This window comes from Chromohalobacter beijerinckii (genome assembly GCF_023061185.1).
Classification (GTDB): domain Bacteria; phylum Pseudomonadota; class Gammaproteobacteria; order Pseudomonadales; family Halomonadaceae; genus Chromohalobacter; species Chromohalobacter beijerinckii.
Genome location: NZ_JAKGAK010000008.1, coordinates 25,125 through 44,925, shown reverse-complemented (window position 1 = coordinate 44,925; position 19,801 = coordinate 25,125). Strand labels below are relative to the sequence as shown.

16 protein-coding genes are annotated in these 19,801 nt (G+C 63.7%); 10 read left to right on the top strand and 6 right to left on the bottom strand.

Features of this window, described 5'->3' with window-relative positions:
- Positions 1 to 130: 130 nt before the first annotated feature.
- Positions 131 to 1,486, top strand: coding sequence for an MFS transporter (locus tag L1075_RS08405; protein ID WP_246941344.1), 1,356 nt, complete (start codon positions 131 to 133; stop codon positions 1,484 to 1,486).
- A 155-nt stretch (positions 1,487 to 1,641) separates the two neighbouring features.
- Positions 1,642 to 2,118, top strand: coding sequence for a peroxiredoxin (locus L1075_RS08400; protein WP_040244181.1), 477 nt, complete (start codon positions 1,642 to 1,644; stop codon positions 2,116 to 2,118).
- 76 nt (positions 2,119 to 2,194) lie between these two features.
- Here the strand turns inward: L1075_RS08400 and L1075_RS15730 are convergent, their stop codons facing one another.
- Positions 2,195 to 2,638: an Lrp/AsnC family transcriptional regulator gene (locus tag L1075_RS15730; protein ID WP_281504117.1), complete on the bottom strand. Its 444-nt coding sequence runs from the start codon at positions 2,636 to 2,638 to the stop codon at positions 2,195 to 2,197.
- 105 nt (positions 2,639 to 2,743) lie between these two features.
- Between L1075_RS15730 and L1075_RS08385 the strand changes: the two genes are divergently transcribed.
- The 3 genes from L1075_RS08385 (at position 2,744) to L1075_RS08375 (ending at position 5,207) form a co-directional block, all read left to right on the top strand.
- On the top strand, positions 2,744 to 3,343 hold the full coding sequence (locus L1075_RS08385) for a LysE family translocator (RefSeq protein ID WP_040244184.1): 600 nt from the start codon (positions 2,744 to 2,746) through the stop codon (positions 3,341 to 3,343).
- A gap of 359 nt (positions 3,344 to 3,702) precedes the next feature.
- Complete coding sequence (locus L1075_RS08380) at positions 3,703 to 4,716, top strand: serine hydrolase domain-containing protein (protein ID WP_246941343.1); 1,014 nt, start codon at positions 3,703 to 3,705, stop codon at positions 4,714 to 4,716.
- A 59-nt stretch (positions 4,717 to 4,775) separates the two neighbouring features.
- Complete coding sequence (locus L1075_RS08375; protein WP_040244187.1) at positions 4,776 to 5,207, top strand: GFA family protein; 432 nt, start codon at positions 4,776 to 4,778, stop codon at positions 5,205 to 5,207.
- A 38-nt stretch (positions 5,208 to 5,245) separates the two neighbouring features.
- On the opposite strand, the gene L1075_RS08370 is transcribed toward L1075_RS08375, so the two are convergent.
- Both L1075_RS08370 and aptA read right to left on the bottom strand, forming a co-directional pair.
- Positions 5,246 to 6,736 (bottom strand): CoA-acylating methylmalonate-semialdehyde dehydrogenase, encoded by a 1,491-nt coding sequence (locus L1075_RS08370; protein ID WP_178999343.1) that lies wholly within the window; start codon positions 6,734 to 6,736, stop codon positions 5,246 to 5,248.
- A 96-nt stretch (positions 6,737 to 6,832) separates the two neighbouring features.
- Positions 6,833 to 8,176 carry an omega-aminotransferase AptA gene (aptA, locus tag L1075_RS08365; RefSeq protein ID WP_075369991.1) on the bottom strand — a complete coding sequence of 448 codons (1,344 nt, stop codon included), beginning with the start codon at positions 8,174 to 8,176 and terminating at the stop codon, positions 6,833 to 6,835.
- Between the two features lie 168 nt (positions 8,177 to 8,344).
- Here aptA and L1075_RS08360 point away from each other — a divergent pair, with 168 nt between their 5' ends.
- Positions 8,345 to 9,286 carry a LysR family transcriptional regulator gene (locus tag L1075_RS08360; RefSeq protein WP_075369990.1) on the top strand — a complete coding sequence of 314 codons (942 nt, stop codon included), beginning with the start codon at positions 8,345 to 8,347 and terminating at the stop codon, positions 9,284 to 9,286.
- Here L1075_RS08360 and L1075_RS08355 read toward each other — a convergent pair.
- Entirely contained in the window at positions 9,270 to 10,214 is a 945-nt protein-coding gene (locus L1075_RS08355; RefSeq protein ID WP_083632983.1) for a DMT family transporter, read from the bottom strand. The genes L1075_RS08360 and L1075_RS08355 overlap by 17 nt on opposite strands.
- 97 nt (positions 10,215 to 10,311) lie before the next feature.
- On the opposite strand from L1075_RS08355, the gene L1075_RS08350 reads away from it, so the two are divergent.
- Positions 10,312 to 11,250, top strand: coding sequence for a LysR substrate-binding domain-containing protein (locus L1075_RS08350; RefSeq protein WP_246941342.1), 939 nt, complete (start codon positions 10,312 to 10,314; stop codon positions 11,248 to 11,250).
- 16 nt (positions 11,251 to 11,266) lie between these two features.
- Here the strand turns inward: L1075_RS08350 and cobA are convergent, their stop codons facing one another.
- Both cobA and L1075_RS08340 read right to left on the bottom strand, forming a co-directional pair.
- Positions 11,267 to 12,082 (bottom strand): uroporphyrinogen-III C-methyltransferase, encoded by an 816-nt coding sequence (gene cobA / locus L1075_RS08345; protein ID WP_246941417.1) that lies wholly within the window; start codon positions 12,080 to 12,082, stop codon positions 11,267 to 11,269.
- Between the two features lie 49 nt (positions 12,083 to 12,131).
- Positions 12,132 to 14,828 (bottom strand): nitrate reductase, encoded by a 2,697-nt coding sequence (locus L1075_RS08340; protein WP_246941341.1) that lies wholly within the window; start codon positions 14,826 to 14,828, stop codon positions 12,132 to 12,134.
- Between the two features lie 610 nt (positions 14,829 to 15,438).
- Between L1075_RS08340 and L1075_RS08335 the strand changes: the two genes are divergently transcribed.
- From L1075_RS08335 to nirD, 3 genes are all read left to right on the top strand, one after another.
- Positions 15,439 to 16,704 carry an NAD(P)/FAD-dependent oxidoreductase gene (locus L1075_RS08335; protein ID WP_246941340.1) on the top strand — a complete coding sequence of 422 codons (1,266 nt, stop codon included), beginning with the start codon at positions 15,439 to 15,441 and terminating at the stop codon, positions 16,702 to 16,704.
- Positions 16,705 to 16,706: 2 nt separating this feature from the next.
- Positions 16,707 to 19,268, top strand: coding sequence for a nitrite reductase large subunit NirB (gene nirB / locus L1075_RS08330; RefSeq protein ID WP_246941415.1), 2,562 nt, complete (start codon positions 16,707 to 16,709; stop codon positions 19,266 to 19,268).
- Between the two features lie 170 nt (positions 19,269 to 19,438).
- Entirely contained in the window at positions 19,439 to 19,801 is a 363-nt protein-coding gene (gene nirD / locus L1075_RS08325; protein WP_246941339.1) for a nitrite reductase small subunit NirD, read from the top strand.

The following is a 19,801-nucleotide window of genomic DNA, read 5'->3' as shown; positions in this document are numbered from 1 at the left end:
AGGACAGCAAGACGTGGACCAGGCTCGCCAAGTGAGTACGAGTGCGTCGAACCCAAGACCCCGGCCCTTCATGACGAAGGTCGCCGACGGCGCGTTCGACCTCCGCTACTCCAACATTAGAGGATGAGCCATGGAAATCCGCAACAAAGCCAATAAGATACGGCTTTTCAGCCTCAAGACACCGCAGATGCGTGCCTTCCACATGTCGTGGTTCGCGTTCCACGTCTGCTTCTTCGGTTGGTTCGGTATCGCCCCCTTGATGGCCGTGGTGCGTGAAGATCTCGACCTGAGCAAAGCCCAGATCGGCAACACCATCATCGCCTCGGTGGCCATTACCGTCTTGGTACGTCTGGTGATTGGGGTTCTCTGCGACAAGATCGGCCCCCGCAGGGCTTACACTTGGCTTTTGTGCCTCGGTTCCTTGCCGGTAATGTTGATCGGCCTCGCCGACAACTTTGAAACCTTCCTGGTGGCACGGCTGGCCATCGGCGCGATCGGCGCTTCCTTCGTCATCACCCAGTACCACTCCTCTATCATGTTCGCGCCTAACGTGGTCGGCACCGCCAACGCCACCACGGCGGGCTGGGGCAACCTGGGTGGCGGCACCACGCAAATCCTGATGCCGCTGGTCTTTTCCGGCATCCTGATGCTGGGCGTCAACGAGGCACTTGGCTGGCGCCTAGCCATGGTCGTGCCCGGCATCGTCCTGTTCGCGACTGGTATCGCTTACTACTTCTTTACGCAAGACGCACCGAACGGCAACTTCGACGCGCTGCGGACGCGCGGTGAGCTCCCCTATGCCGAGAAGGAACACGGCATGACGCAAAGCTTTGGCGCCGCTATGAAGGATATACGCGTCTGGGCGCTGTTCATCGTCTACGCAGCCTGCTTCGGCGTCGAATTGACCATCAACAACATCGCTGCCATTTACTTCTTCGATAACTTCGAGCTCGACCTGGCGACCGCCGGGCTCATCGCCGGTCTGTTCGGCTTGATGAATCTGTTCGCCCGCACTCTCGGCGGCATCTTCTCGGATCTCTTCGCCCGCCACGGTGGCCTAAAGGGGCGCGTGCGCTGGCTGTTCATCGCCATGCTTTGTGAAGGGATTGCTCTGATGGGCTTCGCCCAGATGCAGACGCTGGCGCTCGCCATCAGCATCATGCTGGTCTTTAGCCTGTTCACTCAAATGGCTGAAGGTGCCACCTTCGGGGTCGTGCCCTTCATCAACAAGAAAGCCCTCGGCGCTGTCGCCGGTATCGTGGGGGCCGGTGGCAACGCGGGCGCCGTCGGTGCCGGTTTTCTGTTCCGCAGCGAATCGCTTTCTTATCAGCAAGGCCTCTTCTTCCTGGGCGTCGCGGTGATACTCGCCTCCTTTTGCACCCTGCTCGTCCGCTTCTCGCCGCAGGTTCTTGCCGAAGAAGACGCCGCCTATCACAACGCCGCCGCAGACAACGCAACCCCCGTCGATGCCATTGCGGTGCGTTAAACCGCATCTTCTTATTGGCTCACGAAAAAAGCCACCGCCCTTGGGCGGTGGTAGGTGCCATGGTGACGCTCACCACACCACATCAAGGGGTTGCGGCATCCGCCATGATTAGCGCACTGTGAATGATCAGGATCGATCATCTAAAGGAGTTGACCATGACCATCGTGCAAGGCGACAAGCTGCCCAGCGTCACCCTCAAGACCAACGGTGCCAACGGCCCCGAAGACCTCGATACCGGCGAACTGTTCGCCGGCAAGCGTGTGGTGCTGTTCGCGGTGCCCGGCGCGTTCACGCCGGGATGCTCCAACACCCATATGCCGGGCTTCGTGATCAATGCTGACGACATTCTCGCCAAGGGGGTGGATACCATCGCCTGCCTGGCCGTCAACGACGCTTTCGTGCTCGGCGCCTGGCAGCAGGATCAAAACGCCCAGGCGATCACCATGCTTGCCGACGGCCACGCCGACTTCACTCGCGCCATCGGCATGGAAAAGGACGCCAGCGGCGCTGGCATGGGCACCCGCAGCCAGCGTTACGCCATGATCGTCGACGATGGCGTGGTGAGCTACTTAGGCGTCGATGAGAAGGGCGTCGAGAAGAGCAGCGCCGAAACCATCCTCGCCAATCTATAAGGCTATGCATCGGCGTCCTGCCGATGCTCGCTACTGCTTCCTTCCTCGGCCGGTGCATCGGGCACCGGCCGACCGATTAACGCCGCTCGTCTTTCGGTGAACTCATCACGATATGCGTCGTGATCGCGCTGACATGGGGCTGCGTCCCCAGCATTTCGGTGTGAAAGCGTTTGTAGCTCGCTAGATCCTGGCTTTCGACCCGCAAGAGATACTCGAACGTGCCGGCGATGTTGTGACATTCGATCACGTCGGAGGCGACATACATGGCACGCTCGAAGCTTTCCTGAGCGGCCTTGGTGTGCGATGACAGTCCCACCGTGACATAGGCCACGAACCCGCGCCCCATGTGCTGGGGATCGGTCACCGCACGATAGCCGCGAATCACGCCCGTGCGCTCAAGCTCCTGGACACGACGCAGGCATGCCGAAGGCGATAATGCGACACGCTCGGCCAGCTGCACGTTGCTGATACGACCATCCTGCGTAAGCTCTTGCAATATCCTGCGGTCTACAGCATCCATTTCATTCCTTCATTGCATAAAACGCGCAAAAACGACGATATAAGGGCCAATATTGCGTCACGATTCTCTTAAAATTTCACGCCACGTGCAAAGAGAGGATCGTCCATGAATTTCCCCACACTCGCCGCGCTGCTGGGCTTCGCGTTGGTCACCACCGCGACCCCGGGGCCCAACAACCTCATGCTCATGGCTTCCGGTGCCAACTTCGGGTTTCGCAGAACAGTGCCGCACATGATCGGCATCGTCGGTGGCTTGACCGTATTGACCTTGATGGCTGGTATCGGGCTGATGGCGCTGTTTGACGCTTTTCCCCTCCTGCGTAACGTTCTGGAAGTCATCTCCATCGGTTATCTGCTCTGGCTGGCCTGGAAAGTCGCCACGGCCGCGCCGCTGAAAGACACGGCGGCCGGTGGTCAACCAATGACCTTCTGGCAAGCCGCGGCCTTTCAATGGGTGAATCCCAAGGCGTGGGCGATGGGCCTGTCGGCGATCACGCTTTACGCGCCCGACCGCTCGCTACTATCCATCATGCTGGTGGCGGCTGCCTTCGCCCTGGTCTGCTTCCCGGCGATTTCCATTTGGGCCTGGCTGGGCACGGTGGTTCGCCAGTGGCTCTCAAGCGCCCGGCGTCGCCGCGCGTTCAATATCGCCATGGCCGCATTACTCGTAGCCTCGCTCTATCCGGTGTTGGGCATCGGCGGGTAATTGCTGCTCACTCATGGTGCGCCAATCCCATGCAATTCTCCGTCTTGGCGCATCCCTCGCCGCAGCACCCCACCCTGCGGCATTCTACATCGACACCCTAAATTTCTAAGTCATTGCTTTACATTGTTTTTATAAAAAACGGCACGCATTTCGCTATCTATAAGACACGAAGAACGCCAACCATCGAATCCGGCGCCTTCTTCCCCTTTTTAGCGTCGTTGCCCAGCAACGATGAACCGAGTGAGCTGGCGTGCTCCCCTAGTCCCCTTCTTGGGGACTTTTTTTTTGCGCGTCATCTTTTGGGATCTCTCCCACCATCAGCCACACTCATCCTTTCCCTGCAATGGAATGCGTACCGCATGTTGCCCTTACGACGTTGCCCCTGGCGCTTATCGCTACTGACCATCACGCTCGCCAGCATGGCACTGCCCGCCATGGCGGCCATTGATCGCCCGGCACTCGAGCAAGCCGCACAACGCATCGGCGACTTGCCACGCACGCATACCCTGCTCATCGCCGTCGACGGCGAGACTCTCGTCGCCCGTGGCTGGCGCGGCCACTCCCCCGATGACATCACCAATATCAAGTCGCTCTCCAAGACACTCATCTCGGCCCTGGTGGGCGCCGCTATCGCACGTGATGTCATCCAGGGCGTCGACCAACCGATCGCTGAATTGCTAGGCGAGCGAGTGCCTCGTGACGCCGATCCTCGTGTCCACGACATCAAGATCGGCCACCTGCTGTCGATGCAGGCTGGGCTCGAGCGCACCTCCGGCGCCAACTACGGTGGCTGGGTGGCCAGCGACGACTGGGTCGGCAATGCCTTGTCGCGCCCCTTCGTCGCCGATCCCGGCGGTCGTATGCTGTATTCGACCGGCAACAGCCATCTGCTGTCGGCCGCGCTGACCGACGCCAGTGGCCGCGATACGCTCACTTTGATGCGCGAATGGCTGGGGGCGCCCCTGGGGATCGAGATACCGCCCTGGACGCGTGACCCGCAAGGCATCTATTTCGGGGGGAACGAAATGGGGCTTACGCCACGCGCCTTGTTGAAGATCGGCGAGCTATATCGTCAAAAAGGCATGTACGACGGTGAACGTGTGCTTCCCGCCTCGTGGATCGCGCGTTCCTGGCAGCCGCGTACCCGCTCGCACTTCAATCAGGACGACTACGGCTACGGGTGGTTCATCACCCAGCTTGCCGATACGCCGGTCTATTATGGCTGGGGATATGGTGGGCAATTGCTTTTCGTGGTGCCGGAGCATGACGCCACCCTTGTCATGACCAGCGACCCCACGCCACCCTCCAACGGCAGCGATTACTTGAATCGCGTCAAGGCGGCCGTCGCCGATGCCATCGAGGCCATTGACTGACTCCCCCATTCCTGACGACATTGCCGGTCTTTATTATCTCTCACTCGAAGGAGCCCACCATGTCAGCATCCCAAGAAAGCCAAGGCACCTGCCTGTGCGGCGCCGTCAGCCTTCGCGTTTCACTTGCCACCCACGCCGTGAGCATTTGCCACTGTCGCATGTGTCAGACTTGGGGCGGCGGCCCGATGTTCGCCGTCGAAAGCGACGCGCCCATGACCCTCGAGGGCGAGGAAAGCGTCAGCGTTTACGCTTCCTCGGACTGGGCCGAACGCGGCTTCTGCCGACAGTGCGGCACGCACCTCTTCTACCGGCTCGCCAATGGCCAGCACTACGCCTTTCCCGTGGGCCTGCTGGATACCGGCGAACCCTGGACCATCGACCAACAGATATTCATCGATGAAAAGCCGAGCTTCTACGATTTCGCCAACGACACTCCCCGCCTGACCGGCGATGAGGTCTTCGCGCAATTCGAAGGAAGCGCTGAAAGCTAGGGAAAGCAATGGCCCCGTACAAACGGGGCCATCGAGCCTCAGGAAGGAAAGGAGAACTGCGCGCCCTCGCGGACGCCGGCCGACGGCCAGCGCTGGGTCACGGTCTTGCGCTTGGTGTAAAAGCGCACGGCGTCCGGCCCGTAGGCGGCCAGGTCGCCGAACAGCGAGCGCTTCCAGCCACCGAAGCTGTGATAGGAAACCGGCACCGGCAACGGCACGTTGATGCCGACCATGCCCACCTGGATATGATCGCTGAAGTAACGCGCCGCCTCGCCGTCACGGGTGTAGATGCAGGTGCCGTTGCCATATTCGTGATCGTCGATCAGCCGCATGGCCTCTTCCATTGTGCCGACACGCACCACGAGCAGCACCGGCCCGAAAATCTCCTCGAGATAGCACGTCATGTCGGGCGTGACGCGGTCGATCAGCGTCCCGCCGACATAAAAGCCGTGCTCGTGCCCCGCCACCTGGGCACCGCGACCGTCGACCACGATATTAGCGCCCTGCTGCTCGGCGCTGTCGATGTAGCCGCAGACCTTCTCCTGGTGGGCCTTGGTGATCACCGGGCCGAAGTCGTTCTCGGCATCATGGAAGGGCCCGACCTTCAGGGTCTTCATCTGCGTCTGCATCTTGCCGATCAACGCGTCGGCGGTCTCGTCGCCCACGGCTACCGCCACCGACAGCGCCATGCAGCGCTCCCCCGAGGAACCGAAAGCAGCCCCGTTCAGGGAGTTGACCACGTTGTCCATGTCGGCGTCGGGCATCACGATGGCGTGGTTCTTGGCGCCGCCGAGGGCCTGGCAGCGCTTGCCGTTGGCACTGGCACGCTGGTAGATGGTTTCGGCGATCGGCGTGGAACCGACGAAGCTCACGGCCTTCACGCGATCGTCGTCGAGCAGGGTATCGACCGCCTCCTTGTCGCCGTTGACCACGTTTAGCACACCGGCGGGCAGGCCCGCTTCAAGGGCCAGCTCGGCGATGTAGAGCGCCGAGGTCGGGTCGCGCTCGGAGGGCTTGAGCACGAAGGTGTTGCCGCAGGCGATGGCCATAGGATACATCCACAGCGGCACCATGGCCGGGAAGTTGAACGGCGTGATGCCAGCCACCACGCCCAGCGGCTGGAATTCGCTCCAGGAGTCGATGCCGGGCCCGGTGTTCTTGCTGTGCTCGCCCTTGAGCAGCTCCGGCACGCCGCAGGCATATTCCACGTTCTCGATGCCGCGCTGCAGCTCGCCCTTGGCGTCATGGACGATCTTGCCGTGCTCCTGGCCGATCAGACGGGCGATCTCGTCGGCGTTCTGCTCCAGCAACTGCTTGAAGTTGAACATCACCCGCGCCCGCTTGGCGGGCGGCGTATCGCGCCAGGCCGGATAGGCGGCCTGGGCGGCGGCGATGGCGTCCTCGACGGTGGCCTTGCTGGCCAGGCTCACCTGGCCGCCGACCTCACCGGTGGAGGGATTGAAGATATCCTGGGTGCGTCCTTCTCCGGCGACGCGTGAGCCGTTGATCAGATGGCCGAGTGTGGTCATGTGTCACCTCTTGAATGTAACCGTAAGAGAAATGCTTGAGTGCCGGTGTTCCGATGCGCTTTCCGTGGACAAGTCTTCGCGAGGGCGCTGCCTGATTTATTCCAGTTCGCCGATGACGTCGCCCAGCACATTGACGAGGCGGTCGATCTCCTCGCGCTCGACGATGAACGGCAGGCCTAGCTGGATGGTGTCGCCGCCATAGCGCACGTAGAAGCCCTTTTCCCAGCACTTCATGGCGATCTCGAAAGGACGCCGCCCCGGCTCGCCGGGATACGGTTCGATCTGCAGGGCGCCGGCGAGGCCGTAATTGCGGATGTCGCTGATGTAGCGCGTCCCCTTGAGAGAATGCAGCGCATTTTCGAAGGTCGGCGCCATTTCCTTGACTCGCTCGATCAGGCGGTCGTTCTCGAGCACATCCAGTGCGGCTAAGGCGGCGGCACAAGCCACCGGGTGTCCCGAATAGGTATAGCCGTGGGGCAGCTCGAGCATGTAATCGGGGCCGCCCTGCTCCATGAAGGTCCGATAGATCTCGCCTTGCACGACCACCGCTCCCATGGGTACCGCCCCATTGGTCAACTGCTTGGCGACATTGAGCAGGTCCGGCACCACGCCGAACTCCTCGGCCCCCGTCATCGACCCCATGCGCCCGAAGCCGGTGATGACCTCGTCAAAGATTAGCAGGATGTCGTGCTGGTCGCAGATCTCGCGCAGGCGCTTGAGATAGCCTTTGGGCGGCGGAATCACTCCCGCGGAGCCGGCCAGCGGCTCGACGATCACCGCCGCGATGTTGGAGGCATCATGCAGCGCGATCAGTTCCAGCAACTCATCGGCGCGCTCGGCCCCCCGCTCGGGCATGCCCTGGGTGAAGGCGTTCTCCGGGAGTAGCGTGTGCGGCAGGTGATCGGCATCCACGCCCTGGCCAAACATGGTGCGATTGGCGCCGATGCCACCCAGGCTGAAACCGCCGAAGTTGACGCCGTGATACCCCTTGGAACGCCCGATCAGCTTGGTCTTGCTCGGCTTGCCCTTCTTGCGCCAGTAAGCACGCGCTATCTTCAGCGAGGTATCGGCACTCTCCGAGCCTGAGCCGGTGAAGAACACATGATCGAGGCCCTGAGGCGTCAATTCCCGCAGGCGATGCGCCAGCTCGAAGGCCTTGGGGTGGCCGTACTGGAAGGCCGGCGAGTAATCCAGCTCGCCGAGTTGGCGACTGACCGCCTCGGTGATTTCGGGGCGGCAATGCCCCGCGCCGCAGGTCCACAGCCCCGAGAGCGCATCGAAGACTTGGCGACCCTGGGCATCGGTAAGATAGCTGCCCTTGGCGCCCACGATGAGGCGTGGGTCGCGCTTGAATTGCCGATTGCCGGTATACGGCATCCAGTAGGCGTCCAGCTGCTCCGGGCTCAAACCCGCCATGGGGGGAAACTCGCGATCCGACATGTCTTCTCCTGCCGATAGGCGGTGATGAATGGTGCTACCGAAAATCTAGGCGGGGCGGCGGATAAGTTAAATCCAGAAATACTGAATCTCATTCAAGTCACTGGTTAACTTTATTGGCTGGCAGGGCTATCCTCGCAGGTGTCCGTCGTCGAGATGAGGAATCCCGCCATGCCTTCCCGCAGCGAGACCCTGATGGGGCAGCCGAGCGATGCCGACCTGCGTCTGCTGAGGATCTACCGCAAGGTCGTGGAGTGCGGCGGGTTCTCCGCCGCCGAAGTGGAACTCAACATCAGCCGTGCGGCGATCAGCATGGCGATGAACGACCTGGAGACACGGCTCGGCCTGCGGCTCTGCCAGCGAGGACGCGGCGGCTTCGCCCTCACCGACGAGGGCGCGGAGGTCTACGATGCCACCCTCCAGCTGCAGACGGCCGTGGCGGGATTCCGAACCCGCGTCAATGGCCTGCATGCCCGTCTCAAGGGCGAGCTCAGTATCGGCATCACGGATAACCTGGTGACCATGCCCGAGATGTATATCACCGATGCCCTCAGCGCGCTCAAGGCGCGGGGGCCGGAGGTACGCATCAATATCCGCATGATTCCGCCCAGCGACATCGAGCTGGGCGTGCTGGACGGTCGCTTGCATACCGGCGTGATCCCGGCGCTCAAGACATTGCCCGGGCTTGCGTATCTGCCGCTCTACGAGGAAGCGTCGCGGCTCTACTGCGCCGCCGACCATCCGCTCTTCGACGTCAAAGACGTGGACGAGGAGCGGCTCGCGGTACATGACGCCGTGGTGCCCGCCTACGCCCAGACGCCGGAGGTCAAGGCGTGCCATGCTCCGCTCAAGGCCGCCGCCTCGGCGACCGACCGCGAAGGCATCGCCTTCTTGATCCTGTCCGGCCGCTATATCGGCTACTTGCCGACCCACTATGCCGAGCGCTGGGTGCGCGACGGCCGCATGCGTGCCTTGAACCCCGAACGCTGGCATTACCTGACCCACTACAGCGCCATCACTCGCAAGGGCGCACCGCCCAACCTGGTCGTGGAAAGCTACCTCGAGGAACTGGGTCGCCTGACCCGGGCCTCTGCCATCACGCCTGGCGACTGACCAGCACGATCCCCAGCAGAATCGCCGCCCCGCCGAGCAGGAAGTTCCAGCTCAAGGGCTCGTCCAGCAAGGCGGCGCCGAAGAGCACCCCAAAGATCGGTGACAGGAACGAAAACACACCCAGCTGCGAGGCCCAGTAACGGCGCAGCAGGGCGAACCACAACAGCAAAGCACCGAACGAGATGACCAGCGTCTGGAAGGTCATGCTGGCCACGGCCATGCCGCTGGACGTGGCCTGCTGCCAATCGCCCAGCCATAGGGTGATGGGCAACAACAGCGCGCCTGCGGTCAGGAGTTGGTACGTCAGCGTCTGTACGGGGGGCGCCTCGGAAAGCGAGGAACGGCGCACCACCAGCGTGGTGGCGGCCCATGAAAGTCCCGCCAGCAATCCCAGGGCGTCGCCCAGGAGGATGTCGCCGGCCGGCGCACCGGGCGCGGCCGAGGGTGCCATGGCAACCAGCATGCCCGCGAATGCCACGCCGATTCCCCACCATTGGTGCCGCGCCAGCTGTTCGCCCGGCACCCAAAGATGCAGTCCCAGGGCAGCGAACACCGGCGCCGTGTACAGAAACACCGACATGTGCGACGCCAGGGTGTAGTTGAGCCCCCAGGCGACGAAACCGAACTCCCCCGCAAAGCCCAGGCCGACGAGAATGCCCGCGCCCAGTCGGCCACGAAACGCCGCCAGGCCGATGCCCTGAATACGCGCGACGATCAGCACCATTACCCCCGCCAGCAGCGAGCGCAACGCGATCTGGCTCAAGGGCGTGATATCGTCAGCCACGGCCTTGATGGCCACCTGCTGCAGTCCCAACACCAGACAAAACCCGGTCATCGCGATGCCGGCAGGCATATCCAGGCCGCGGCGCAATCGAGGCGACGCCTCCCCCGACCTTCCCACGACAGCCTCCGAAGTCGACTCCGTCATGATCGCACCCTCCATTGAATCGAGACTCAGTGGAGCATTTGCCGCGCTGCGATCCAAACGATTAATCTGCAGCCTCAGGCTCAGGAAAACTCAACTCATGAAGATAGAGCGATTGCCCCTCAACGCGCTGCGCGCCTTCTCGGAAGCCGCACGAGCGGGAAGCTTCAAAACAGCGGCGGAGCATTTGGCCGTGACACCCGGCGCAGTTAGCCGACAAATCAAGCAGCTCGAAGAACGGCTAGGCGTGGCGCTGTTCGAGCGTCATGCCAACGGCGTGCACGTCACCGATGCCGGCCACCTGCTGGCCGAGGATGTCGATGCCGGTCTGTCGCGCATCGCCAACGGCGTACAAGCCGTTCATGAGCGCGCCCATGCGGCTACCACGCTGACCCTCAGCGCCCCGCCCTCATTCACTCAATTCTGGCTACTCCCACGCCTGGCAGACTTCGAGGCGCTGGAAAGCCACGTCGAGATCTCCCTGGACGCAGACCAGGACCTGAGCGACCCAATATGGCACGGCAACGGCGCACGGCTCGCCCTGCGCTACGGACGCGGCCCCTGGCCCGGCGTTCACAGCGAGCGGCTGCTCGAGGACTCATTATTCCCCGTCTGCTCTCCCGCCCTATTGGAACGATCCCCCATCGACACCCCCGTCGACCTGCTTGCCCACCCCTTGCTCGAGGTGGTCTGGCAATCGCGACAGAACGTCGACTTCCCCGGCTGGCGAGACTGGTTCGACGCCGCCGGACTACCGGGCAAGACCCTGCCGATCCAGCAGCGATATTCCCTCTACGGCCTGGCCCTGGACCAAGCGATCGCCGGCCGCGGCGTGATGCTCGCCAACCCTGCCATCGTCGCCGATCGCCTCGCCAGCGGCGTATTGGTACGCCCCTTCGGGGATCGCCACGTGATCGACTCACCGTTCACCTACGACTTGATCCTCCCCGACACCGGTCAAGCCCCTCCCGCGATCCAGCACTTCATCGACTGGTTGCTCGACGAAGCGGCCAGGTTTCGAGACGGCAGCATTGGCTGACACGCCAATTCCAGCGTCATGCCTGCGTAACGAGGCGGCCTGCGTGGTGGGTCGCGTCGGCCATCGTGACCACGCTGCCCACGACGATCAGGCACGGTGAGGGCAACGGCGTGGCGGCGAGCCTGCCCGGCATGTCGTCAAGGGTGCCGAGCAGGGTTTGCTGTTCGGGCAGCGAGGCATTGGCGGCGAGCATGATCGGCCAGTCGTCGGGCAGGCCGGCGTCGCGCAACCCGCGACAGATCGCGCCAACCTTGGAAAGCCCCATGTAGAACACCAGCGTCTCGTCGCGGCGCGCCAGTGCGGACCAGTCTGGCTCGCCACTGGCGCGGCAATGCTGGGCGGTGACCAGCCGTAACTGCTGTGCGTGGGCGCGGTCGGTGAGCGGCATGCCCAGACTGGCAGCCGTGGCGGAGGCGGCGGTAATACCGGGGACGACCTCGGTAGGCAGCCCCGCTTTGGCCAGCACGGCGAGCTCTTCGCCCATACGGCCGAAGATACCCGGATCGCCGCCCTTGAGCCGCACCACCGACTTGCCTTCGCGCGCCAGCCGTGTCAGCAAGGCGCCGATCTCGGCCTGTGGCACGCTGTGATGCCCGCGGGCCTTGCCGACATCGTAACGCTCACGCTGGGGTGGGATCATCGCCAGGATGTCATCGCCGATCAGGCGGTCATAGACGATGGCATCGACTTGCGTAAGAAGACGCCAGGCACGCAGGGTCAGCAGGTCCGCACTGCCCGCCCCTGCTCCCACCAGATAGACATGACCGGGCCGCGTGGCACGACCCACCGCTGGTGTGCGAGCGAGCGATGCCCCGCTGCGATCTTCCCGCATACCGGGCCACCAACTCGCCAGCAAGGCACTCACGCTTGCGATAGATGTATCAGGCCGTTTCCAACGCTTCATCAGTCCCAGCATGCGTCACCTCCTCTTCGAGCAATGACTTGAGTTCGGGAATGCAGGAGCCGCACTGCGTCCCGCAGGCCAGACGCGCGCCGAGCGCATCGACATCGGTATCGCCACCGCGAATCGCCTCACGGATCGCCGTGGCGCCAACCTGATGACAACTGCACACCACCGGGCCCGTATCGGCCTGCCCCGAGGTGCTGCCCGCCAGAACGCGGCGACGCTGTTCGTCGGTCAGCGCGGCGTCGCCGAAGCGCGCGTCGAGCCAGGCCAAGCCCGGCAATTCGCTGGGTGGCCCCACCATCAGCCACCACACCAGGCGCCCATCGCGAAGCCCCGCGGCGCGCAGGCGGCCGCTGGTCGCGTCCTCGCACCACAGCGTCGCCGCCACCCCGAACTGTTCGGCGCACCAGGCCGGCCAGTCATGCGATGACGCGCCCGCATCGCTGGCCAGTTGCCAGCGCTCGGCATGATGCAATGGCATGCGCGCCCAATAAGCGAGCGACGTACGTTCGGACAACCCGCCACTATCGTTCGCGACCAGCAGCGTCGCCTCCTCGGCCACGTCGAGCGGCTCACAGGCCACCGCGCCATGCTTGGTCTCCGGCTGCCCCGAGAGCGGATCGGTCAGCGGCGCGAACAGCGTGCCGACACGCCCGGCCCCGGTGAACTGGGCGTTCCAGTGGATGGGAATGAAGACGTCGCCACGCCGCTGCGACGTGGTGATACGTACCCGTACCCGTGCTTCACCCTGGCGATTGAAGACTCTCGCCAGCCCCCCGTCGACGACGGCGTACGCACGGGCATCCTGCGGGTGGATATCGACATAGGGTTCGGCGCGATGATTGAGCAGGCGCGGCGCTCGCGCGGTACGCGTCATGGTATGCCATTGATCGCGCACGCGACCGCTGTTGAGGCGTAGCGGGTAGCAAGCCTCCAACGCCTGCTCGGGCGGCACCGGACGCACCGGCACCAAGCGTGCCAGGCCGTCCGGGGTGGCGAAGCGCCCCGTCTCGAATAACCGGGCGGTGCCACGCGGCGCCTCGGCGATCACCGGCCACTGCAGCGGCACCAGCGCGTCATAGGCGTTACGGTCCAGGTCACTCAGGGCGGAAATATCGAACAGACGCGGTATTCCGCCGGCATGATTGCCATACCCCGAGAGTCGCGCATGCTCCACGAACAGATCTCGCGGATGCCGATAGTCGAATGCCTCGCCATGCCCCAGGGACTTGGCGACCTGGGTGATGATCCACCAGTCGTGGCGCGCCTCACCGGGCGGCGGCAGCATGCCGCGCTGCCGTGAGATACGCCGCTCGGAATTGGTCACGGTACCGTCCTTTTCCGACCAGGAGGTGGCCGGCAGCACGATGTCGGCATAGGCCAGGGTGTCGGTATCCGCCATGCATTCGGAGACGATCACCAGGGGGCATTTTGCCAGGGCGCGCTTGGCTTGGTCGGCATCCGGCAGACTGACCACGGGATTGGTGGCCATGATCCACAGCGCCTGGATCTCGCCACGCTCGATGGCCTCGAATAGCTCGACGGCTTTGAGCCCCGGACCTTCCGGCAGATGGGGAGCATGCCAAAATTCCGTGACCAGCGCTTGGGCCCCCGGCGTGTGGTAGTCCATGTGCGCCGCCAGCTGATTGGCCAAACCGCCGACCTCGCGACCGCCCATGGCATTGGGTTGGCCGGTAATCGAGAACGGCCCCGCACCCGGCAGCCCCAGCTTGCCGCCTGCCAGATGGCAATTGATGATGGCATTGCACTTGTCGGTGCCACTGGTGGACTGATTGACGCCCTGGGAATACAGCGTCACCACGTGCAATTGCGAAGCGAACCAGTAATAGAAGGTTTCCAGCGCCTCGGCATCCAATTCGCAATCGTCGGCGATACCCGCCAGCGTCGTCGCTTCGTCACGGGCCGCCGCCAAGGCATCGTCTAGCCCTTGGGTATGGCGTTCCAGATAGACCGCATCCAGCTTGTCCTTGTCGGCCATGAAAGCCAGCAGTCCATTGAAGAGCCGCGCGTCGCTGCCAGGAGCGATGGGCAGATACAGGTCGGCGATCTCGCAGGTGTCGGTCACACGCGGGTCGATCACCACCACGCGCATCAACGGGTTGCGCTGCTTGGCGGTGCGCAAGCGCTGGAAGAGCACCGGATGGTTCCAGGCCAGGTTGCTGCCCACCAGCACCACCAGCTCGGCCTCTTCCAGGTCCTCGTAATTGCACGGCACGGCATCGGCACCGAAGGCGCGCTTGTAGCCCGCCACCGCGGACGCCATGCAGAGCCGCGAGTTGGTATCCAGATGCGGTGAGCCCAAAAAGCCCTTGAATAGCTTGTTGGCGGCGTAATAGTCCTCGGTGAGCAACTGGCCGGAGAGATAGCCGGCAATCGCCTGGCCGCCATGTTCATCGCGCACCGCCGCCAGGCGTGTCGCCACCTGGTCGAGCGCATCGTCCCAGCTCACCTCGCGCCCATCGACGCGGGGCGCGAGCAGACGTCCGTGATCGCCCAGCGTTTCATGCAACGCCGAACCCTTCACGCATAGCCGGCCGTAATTGGCGGGGTGATCTGGATCGCCTTCGACGCCGGTCATGACGCCTTCCTCGATAGTTGCCGTGACGCCGCAACCGACGCCGCAATAGGGGCAGGTCGTGTGATGCTGCATGCTGTTTCGCCCTCCACCTGCAAACGCAAGAGGCCCGACCCCACCGCAGCAGGATCAGGCCTCTTTGCCTGGTAGGACGACCGTGCAGGCCGCCCGCCAATGATGAATTGCGTCTCGCCGCCGTTGGCGTTTTCGGCGCACCGTGGCCGAAAAGATGACGTACACCATGCCTGCAAATCCAGCGCCATCTTGGATCTAATTCCGTTTAAACAATCACTTGGGCTGGCTCCTGGCTGTCCATCACGCACCTACCCATACCCAAAGGCACCAGCCTGGTGCAATCCGCGCACCATTCGCACAGCCAGTGCGCACGTCTCGCCATCCATCGCCATCGACGCGTGCTACCGAAACCGCCCAAACGACTGAAAAGAAAGCCTTAGCGGACGATTGGCATGCCTCTGGCATAAATCATGGCAAGGCGGGTCAACGTCGACCCCTTGGGCGTGAGACGCACACATGTCTCGCGCCGGCCGGAGCCGACACACGGCTCATGACAACACGATTCTCTTCAGGCAAAGGCGCCTGGCATCCGGTTTCCCCGCCGGGTGTCAGGCGCTTTTGCGTTTCTGCTCCACATTTTCAGCGGGTGTTTACAAAGAGGAAAGGGGAAATGAGTACATACGACGAACATCTGGTGATCGTCGGCAACGGCATGGCCGGGCACCGGTTGCTCGAGACCGTGCTGGCGCACCCTCACCGCCCGCGCCATATCACGATTCTCGGCGACGAGCAGGCAACGGCCTACAACCGTATCCTGCTCTCGCCCTGGCTAGCCGGCGACATGGACCGTTCGGCACTGACGCTGCGCGAGCGCGACTGGTACACAGCGCAAGGCGTGACCCTGATCGCCGGCGAGCGCGTCACCGCCATCGACCGACAGGCGCGCACCCTGACCACCGACCAGGGACGCCGACTCGCCTACGACCGGCTGGTGCTCGCCACCGGATCGCGTGCCGCACGCCCCGCGGTGACGGGCAGCGACCTCGACGGCATCCACGCCTTTCGTGATCTCGAGGACGGCGAGCGTCTGGCCAGCCTGGCCGACGCGGGCGGCCGCGCCGTGGTCATCGGTGGCGGTCTGCTCGGCCTGGAGGCCGCCGAAGGTATGCGCAAGCGCGGCATGACGGTCAGCGTCGTGCACCGCGCAACGCAGCTGATGAATCGCCAACTCGACCTCACCGCCGCCGACATGCTCGCCACCGAGCTGCGCGCTCGCGGCCTCGAGATCCACACCGGCGCCGACCTCGAGGCCTATGCCCCGGATGCCGACGGCCAACGCGTCACCGGCATCGTCCTGAGCGACGGGACCACGCTCGCAGCCGACTGCGTCGTCGCGGCGATCGGCATCGTGCCCAACACCTCTCTCGCCGAACGCGCCGGTCTGGCGACCGCGCGCGGCATCCAGGTCGATGCCTTCATGACCACGTCCGATCCGCACATTTCGGCGCTCGGCGAATGCTGCGAGTTCGAGGGCACCACCTACGGTCTCGTCGAACCCATCTGGCGCCAGGCCGAGATCCTCGCCGCCCGGCTATGCGGCGAAACGCCCGCGCCTTATCGCGAACGCCCCTGCGCCACCAAGCTCAAGGTCAGCGGTATCTCGTTGTACGCCTTCGGCCCGATCACGCCCACGCCGGCGCACGAGGTGCTGACCTACCACGATCCGCAGCACGGCGACTACCGCCGACTGCTGCTGCGTGACGGGGTCATCGACGGTGCGGTGCTGTACGGCGACACCGGCGACGGCCCCTGGTATTTCCAGTGCGCCCTGACCGGCGAGGATCTGAGCGCCTGCCGCCAGGCCCTGTTGTTCGGCGCCAGCGACGCGCAACCGTTACTCGATAAGCACGACACTCTATCGGAGGAAGCCGCATGAGCATGCCCACATCCCCCAACGCACCGCGCTTGATCGTGATCGGCAACGGCATGGTCGGCCACCATCTGATCGAACAGCTCATCGCATGCGGTGCGCCCCGCGACTACGCCATCACCGTGTTCGGCGAGGAACGTCACATCGCCTATGACCGGGTCCACCTGTCCGAGTACTTCAGCGGGCGCGATGCCGACTCGCTGGCGCTTGCCAGCGCCGACGACTACGCCGCGCACGGCATCGACCTGCGCCTGCACGACACGGTGACCGCCATCGACCGCGATGCCAACGAGGTCGTCACCGAGTCCGGACGTCATCCTTATGATCGCCTGGTCCTGGCGACCGGCTCCTATCCGTTCGTGCCGCCGATTCCCGGCAACGACCGCGAGAAATGCCTGGTCTATCGCACCCTGGACGACCTCGACGCCATTCGCGAGGCCGCCGAGGATGCCACCACCGGCGTGGTCGTCGGCGGTGGCCTGCTGGGCCTGGAGGCTGCCAACGCCCTGCGCGGCCTGAACCTGGATACCGCCGTGGTCGAGTTCGCGCCCCGCTTGATGCCCATGCAGGTGGACGCCGAAGGGGGCACGTTGCTGCGCGAGAAGATCGAAGCGCTCGGCGTGCAGGTACTCACCGGCCGTGCCACACAGCACATCGAGGCGGGTGAGACGAGCTTTCACCGCATGGTCTTCCAGGACGACAAGATGCTGGAAACCGATCTTATCGTGTTCTCCGCCGGTATCCGGCCGCGCGATCAACTGGCGCGTGACTGCGCCCTGGAAATCGGCGAACGCGGCGGCGTGGTCATCGACGACCGCTGCCTGACCAGCGACCCGTCGATCCTCGCCGTCGGTGAAGTCGCTCTGTGGCAGGAAAGCATCTTCGGGCTGGTCGCGCCGGGCTACCAGATGGCAAAAGTCGCCGCCGCCACGCTGACCGAGGGCGACGCGACCTTCACCGGCGCCGACATGAGTACCAAGCTCAAGCTGCTGGGCGTGGATGTCGGCGCCATCGGCGATGCACATGGCGAGCGCACGCCGGGCGCGCGCACCTTCCGCTACCTGGACGAGATCAAGCAGGAGTACCGCAAGCTAGTGGTCTCCAGCGACGGCAAGAAGCTGCTGGGTGCCATGCTAGTGGGCGACAACGCCACCTACGACACCCTGATGCAGTACTACGCCAACGGGCTGGCGTTGCCCCAGGACCCGGCCTCGCTGATCCTGCCATCCAGCGAGGGCGCGCCGACGCTGGGGCCGGATGCCCTGCCGGACACCGCCACCCTGTGCTCGTGCCACAACGTCACCAAGGGGGACGTCTGTGCCACGCTCGACGCCGGCGCCCTGGATCTGGCCAGTATCAAAGGCGAGACCAAGGCCAGCACCGGCTGTGGCGGCTGCGCGGCGCTGCTCAAGAGTGTCGTCGACCACGAGCTGGCGGCCCGTGGGGTCGAGGTCGACCAGTCGATCTGCGAGCACTTCGCGTATACCCGCCAGGAGCTCTACTCCCTGGTTCGCGTGGAAGGCATCAAGACCTTCAGCGAACTGATCGAAAAGCACGGCACGGCCGCCGGTCACGGTCTCGGCTCTTCATCAGCCCCGAAGCTTGGCTCTTCATCAGCCCCGAGGCTTGGCTGCGATATCTGCAAGCCCGCGGTGACCTCGATCCTCGCCGCCTGCTTCAACGAACCGATCACCGATGCTGCCCACGTGCCGTTGCAGGACACCAACGACACCTTCATGGCCAACATGCAGAAGAACGGCACCTATTCGGTCGTTCCGCGCATACCCGGCGGCGAAGTCACGCCCGAGAAGCTGATCGTGCTGGGCGAAGTCGGCAAGAAGTACGGGCTCTACACCAAGATCACCGGCGGGCAGCGCGTCGACCTGTTCGGCGCCCAACTCCATCAACTCCCCGATATCTGGGGCGAACTGATCGAGGCTGGCTTCGAGACCGGCCACGCCTACGGCAAGGCCACGCGCACGGTGAAATCCTGCGTGGGCAGCACCTGGTGCCGCTACGGCGTGCAAGACAGCGTGGGTATGGCGATCCATCTCGAGGAGCGCTACAAGGGGCTGCGCTCGCCCCACAAGCTCAAGTTCGCCGTCTCAGGTTGCACTCGCGAATGCGCCGAAGCGCAGAGCAAGGACGTCGGCATGATCGCCACCGAAAACGGCTGGAATCTCTATGTCTGCGGCAACGGCGGCATGCGCCCACGCCACGGCGAACTCTTCGCCACCGATCTCGACGACGAGCAGTTGATTCGCACCATCGACCGCTTCTTGATGTTCTACATCCGCACCGCCGACCGCCTGCAGCGCACCTCGGTGTGGCGCGAGAACCTCGAGGGTGGACTCGACTACCTCAAGGACGTCGTGCTCGACGATAGCCTCGGACTCGGTGACGAACTCGAAACCCAGATGCAGCACATCATCGACACCTACGAATGCGAATGGGCCAACACCCTATCCGACCCGGAGAAACTCAAGCGCTTTCGCACCTTCGTCAATGATGACAGCCCCGATCCGGACATCATTGCTACCGAGGAGCGCGGCCAGCTAAGGCCCGCCTGAACGGCCGACTCAACAACCCTGGAATTGTCAAAAGTACAGGAAAGGATTTTTGTGGGAGGGAACTTGTTCCCGACGATGGCAGCTCCCAGCCAACTACATCGCGAATGAATTCGCTCCCACGACATTTCGATCGGGATCAACGAATACGGCAACTTGATGAGGTAACGACCATGAACGCGGCAACGGCAATCGATAACGACGTGACCTGGCAGACGCTGTGCTCAAAGACCGATCTAGTGGCTCATTCCGGCGTGGCCGCCCGGCTGGACGGCACCGACACGCAAGTCGCGCTTCTGTACCTTCCCGGCCAGACGCCCGAGGTCTACGCCGTGGACAACCACGATCCGTTTTCCAACGCCAACGTGATCGCCCGCGGCATCGTCGGCGACATAAAGGGCGAGCCGGTCATCGCCTCGCCACTCTACAAGCAGCACTTCCGCTTGAACGATGGCGTCTGCGTCGAGGACGAAAGCGTCCATCTGCGCACCTGGGAGGTCAAGATGGAAGACGATGACGTCATGATCAAGGCATGA

Bases quoted from the DNA above. Each gene is read 5' to 3' on its own strand.
- L1075_RS08405 (WP_246941344.1), top strand. From the start codon at position 131: ATGGAAATCCGCAACAAAGCCAATAAGATACGGCTTTTCAGCCTCAAG.
- L1075_RS08400 (WP_040244181.1), top strand. From the start codon at position 1,642: ATGACCATCGTGCAAGGCGACAAGCTGCCCAGCGTCACCCTCAAGACC.
- L1075_RS15730 (WP_281504117.1), bottom strand. From the start codon at position 2,638: ATGGATGCTGTAGACCGCAGGATATTGCAAGAGCTTACGCAGGATGGT.
- L1075_RS08385 (WP_040244184.1), top strand. From the start codon at position 2,744: ATGAATTTCCCCACACTCGCCGCGCTGCTGGGCTTCGCGTTGGTCACC.
- L1075_RS08380 (WP_246941343.1), top strand. From the start codon at position 3,703: ATGTTGCCCTTACGACGTTGCCCCTGGCGCTTATCGCTACTGACCATC.
- L1075_RS08375 (WP_040244187.1), top strand. From the start codon at position 4,776: ATGTCAGCATCCCAAGAAAGCCAAGGCACCTGCCTGTGCGGCGCCGTC.
- L1075_RS08370 (WP_178999343.1), bottom strand. From the start codon at position 6,736: ATGACCACACTCGGCCATCTGATCAACGGCTCACGCGTCGCCGGAGAA.
- aptA (WP_075369991.1), bottom strand. From the start codon at position 8,176: ATGTCGGATCGCGAGTTTCCCCCCATGGCGGGTTTGAGCCCGGAGCAG.
- L1075_RS08360 (WP_075369990.1), top strand. From the start codon at position 8,345: ATGCCTTCCCGCAGCGAGACCCTGATGGGGCAGCCGAGCGATGCCGAC.
- L1075_RS08355 (WP_083632983.1), bottom strand. From the start codon at position 10,214: ATGACGGAGTCGACTTCGGAGGCTGTCGTGGGAAGGTCGGGGGAGGCG.
- L1075_RS08350 (WP_246941342.1), top strand. From the start codon at position 10,312: ATGAAGATAGAGCGATTGCCCCTCAACGCGCTGCGCGCCTTCTCGGAA.
- cobA (WP_246941417.1), bottom strand. From the start codon at position 12,082: ATGCGGGAAGATCGCAGCGGGGCATCGCTCGCTCGCACACCAGCGGTG.
- L1075_RS08340 (WP_246941341.1), bottom strand. From the start codon at position 14,828: ATGCAGCATCACACGACCTGCCCCTATTGCGGCGTCGGTTGCGGCGTC.
- L1075_RS08335 (WP_246941340.1), top strand. From the start codon at position 15,439: ATGAGTACATACGACGAACATCTGGTGATCGTCGGCAACGGCATGGCC.
- nirB (WP_246941415.1), top strand. From the start codon at position 16,707: ATGCCCACATCCCCCAACGCACCGCGCTTGATCGTGATCGGCAACGGC.
- nirD (WP_246941339.1), top strand. From the start codon at position 19,439: ATGAACGCGGCAACGGCAATCGATAACGACGTGACCTGGCAGACGCTG.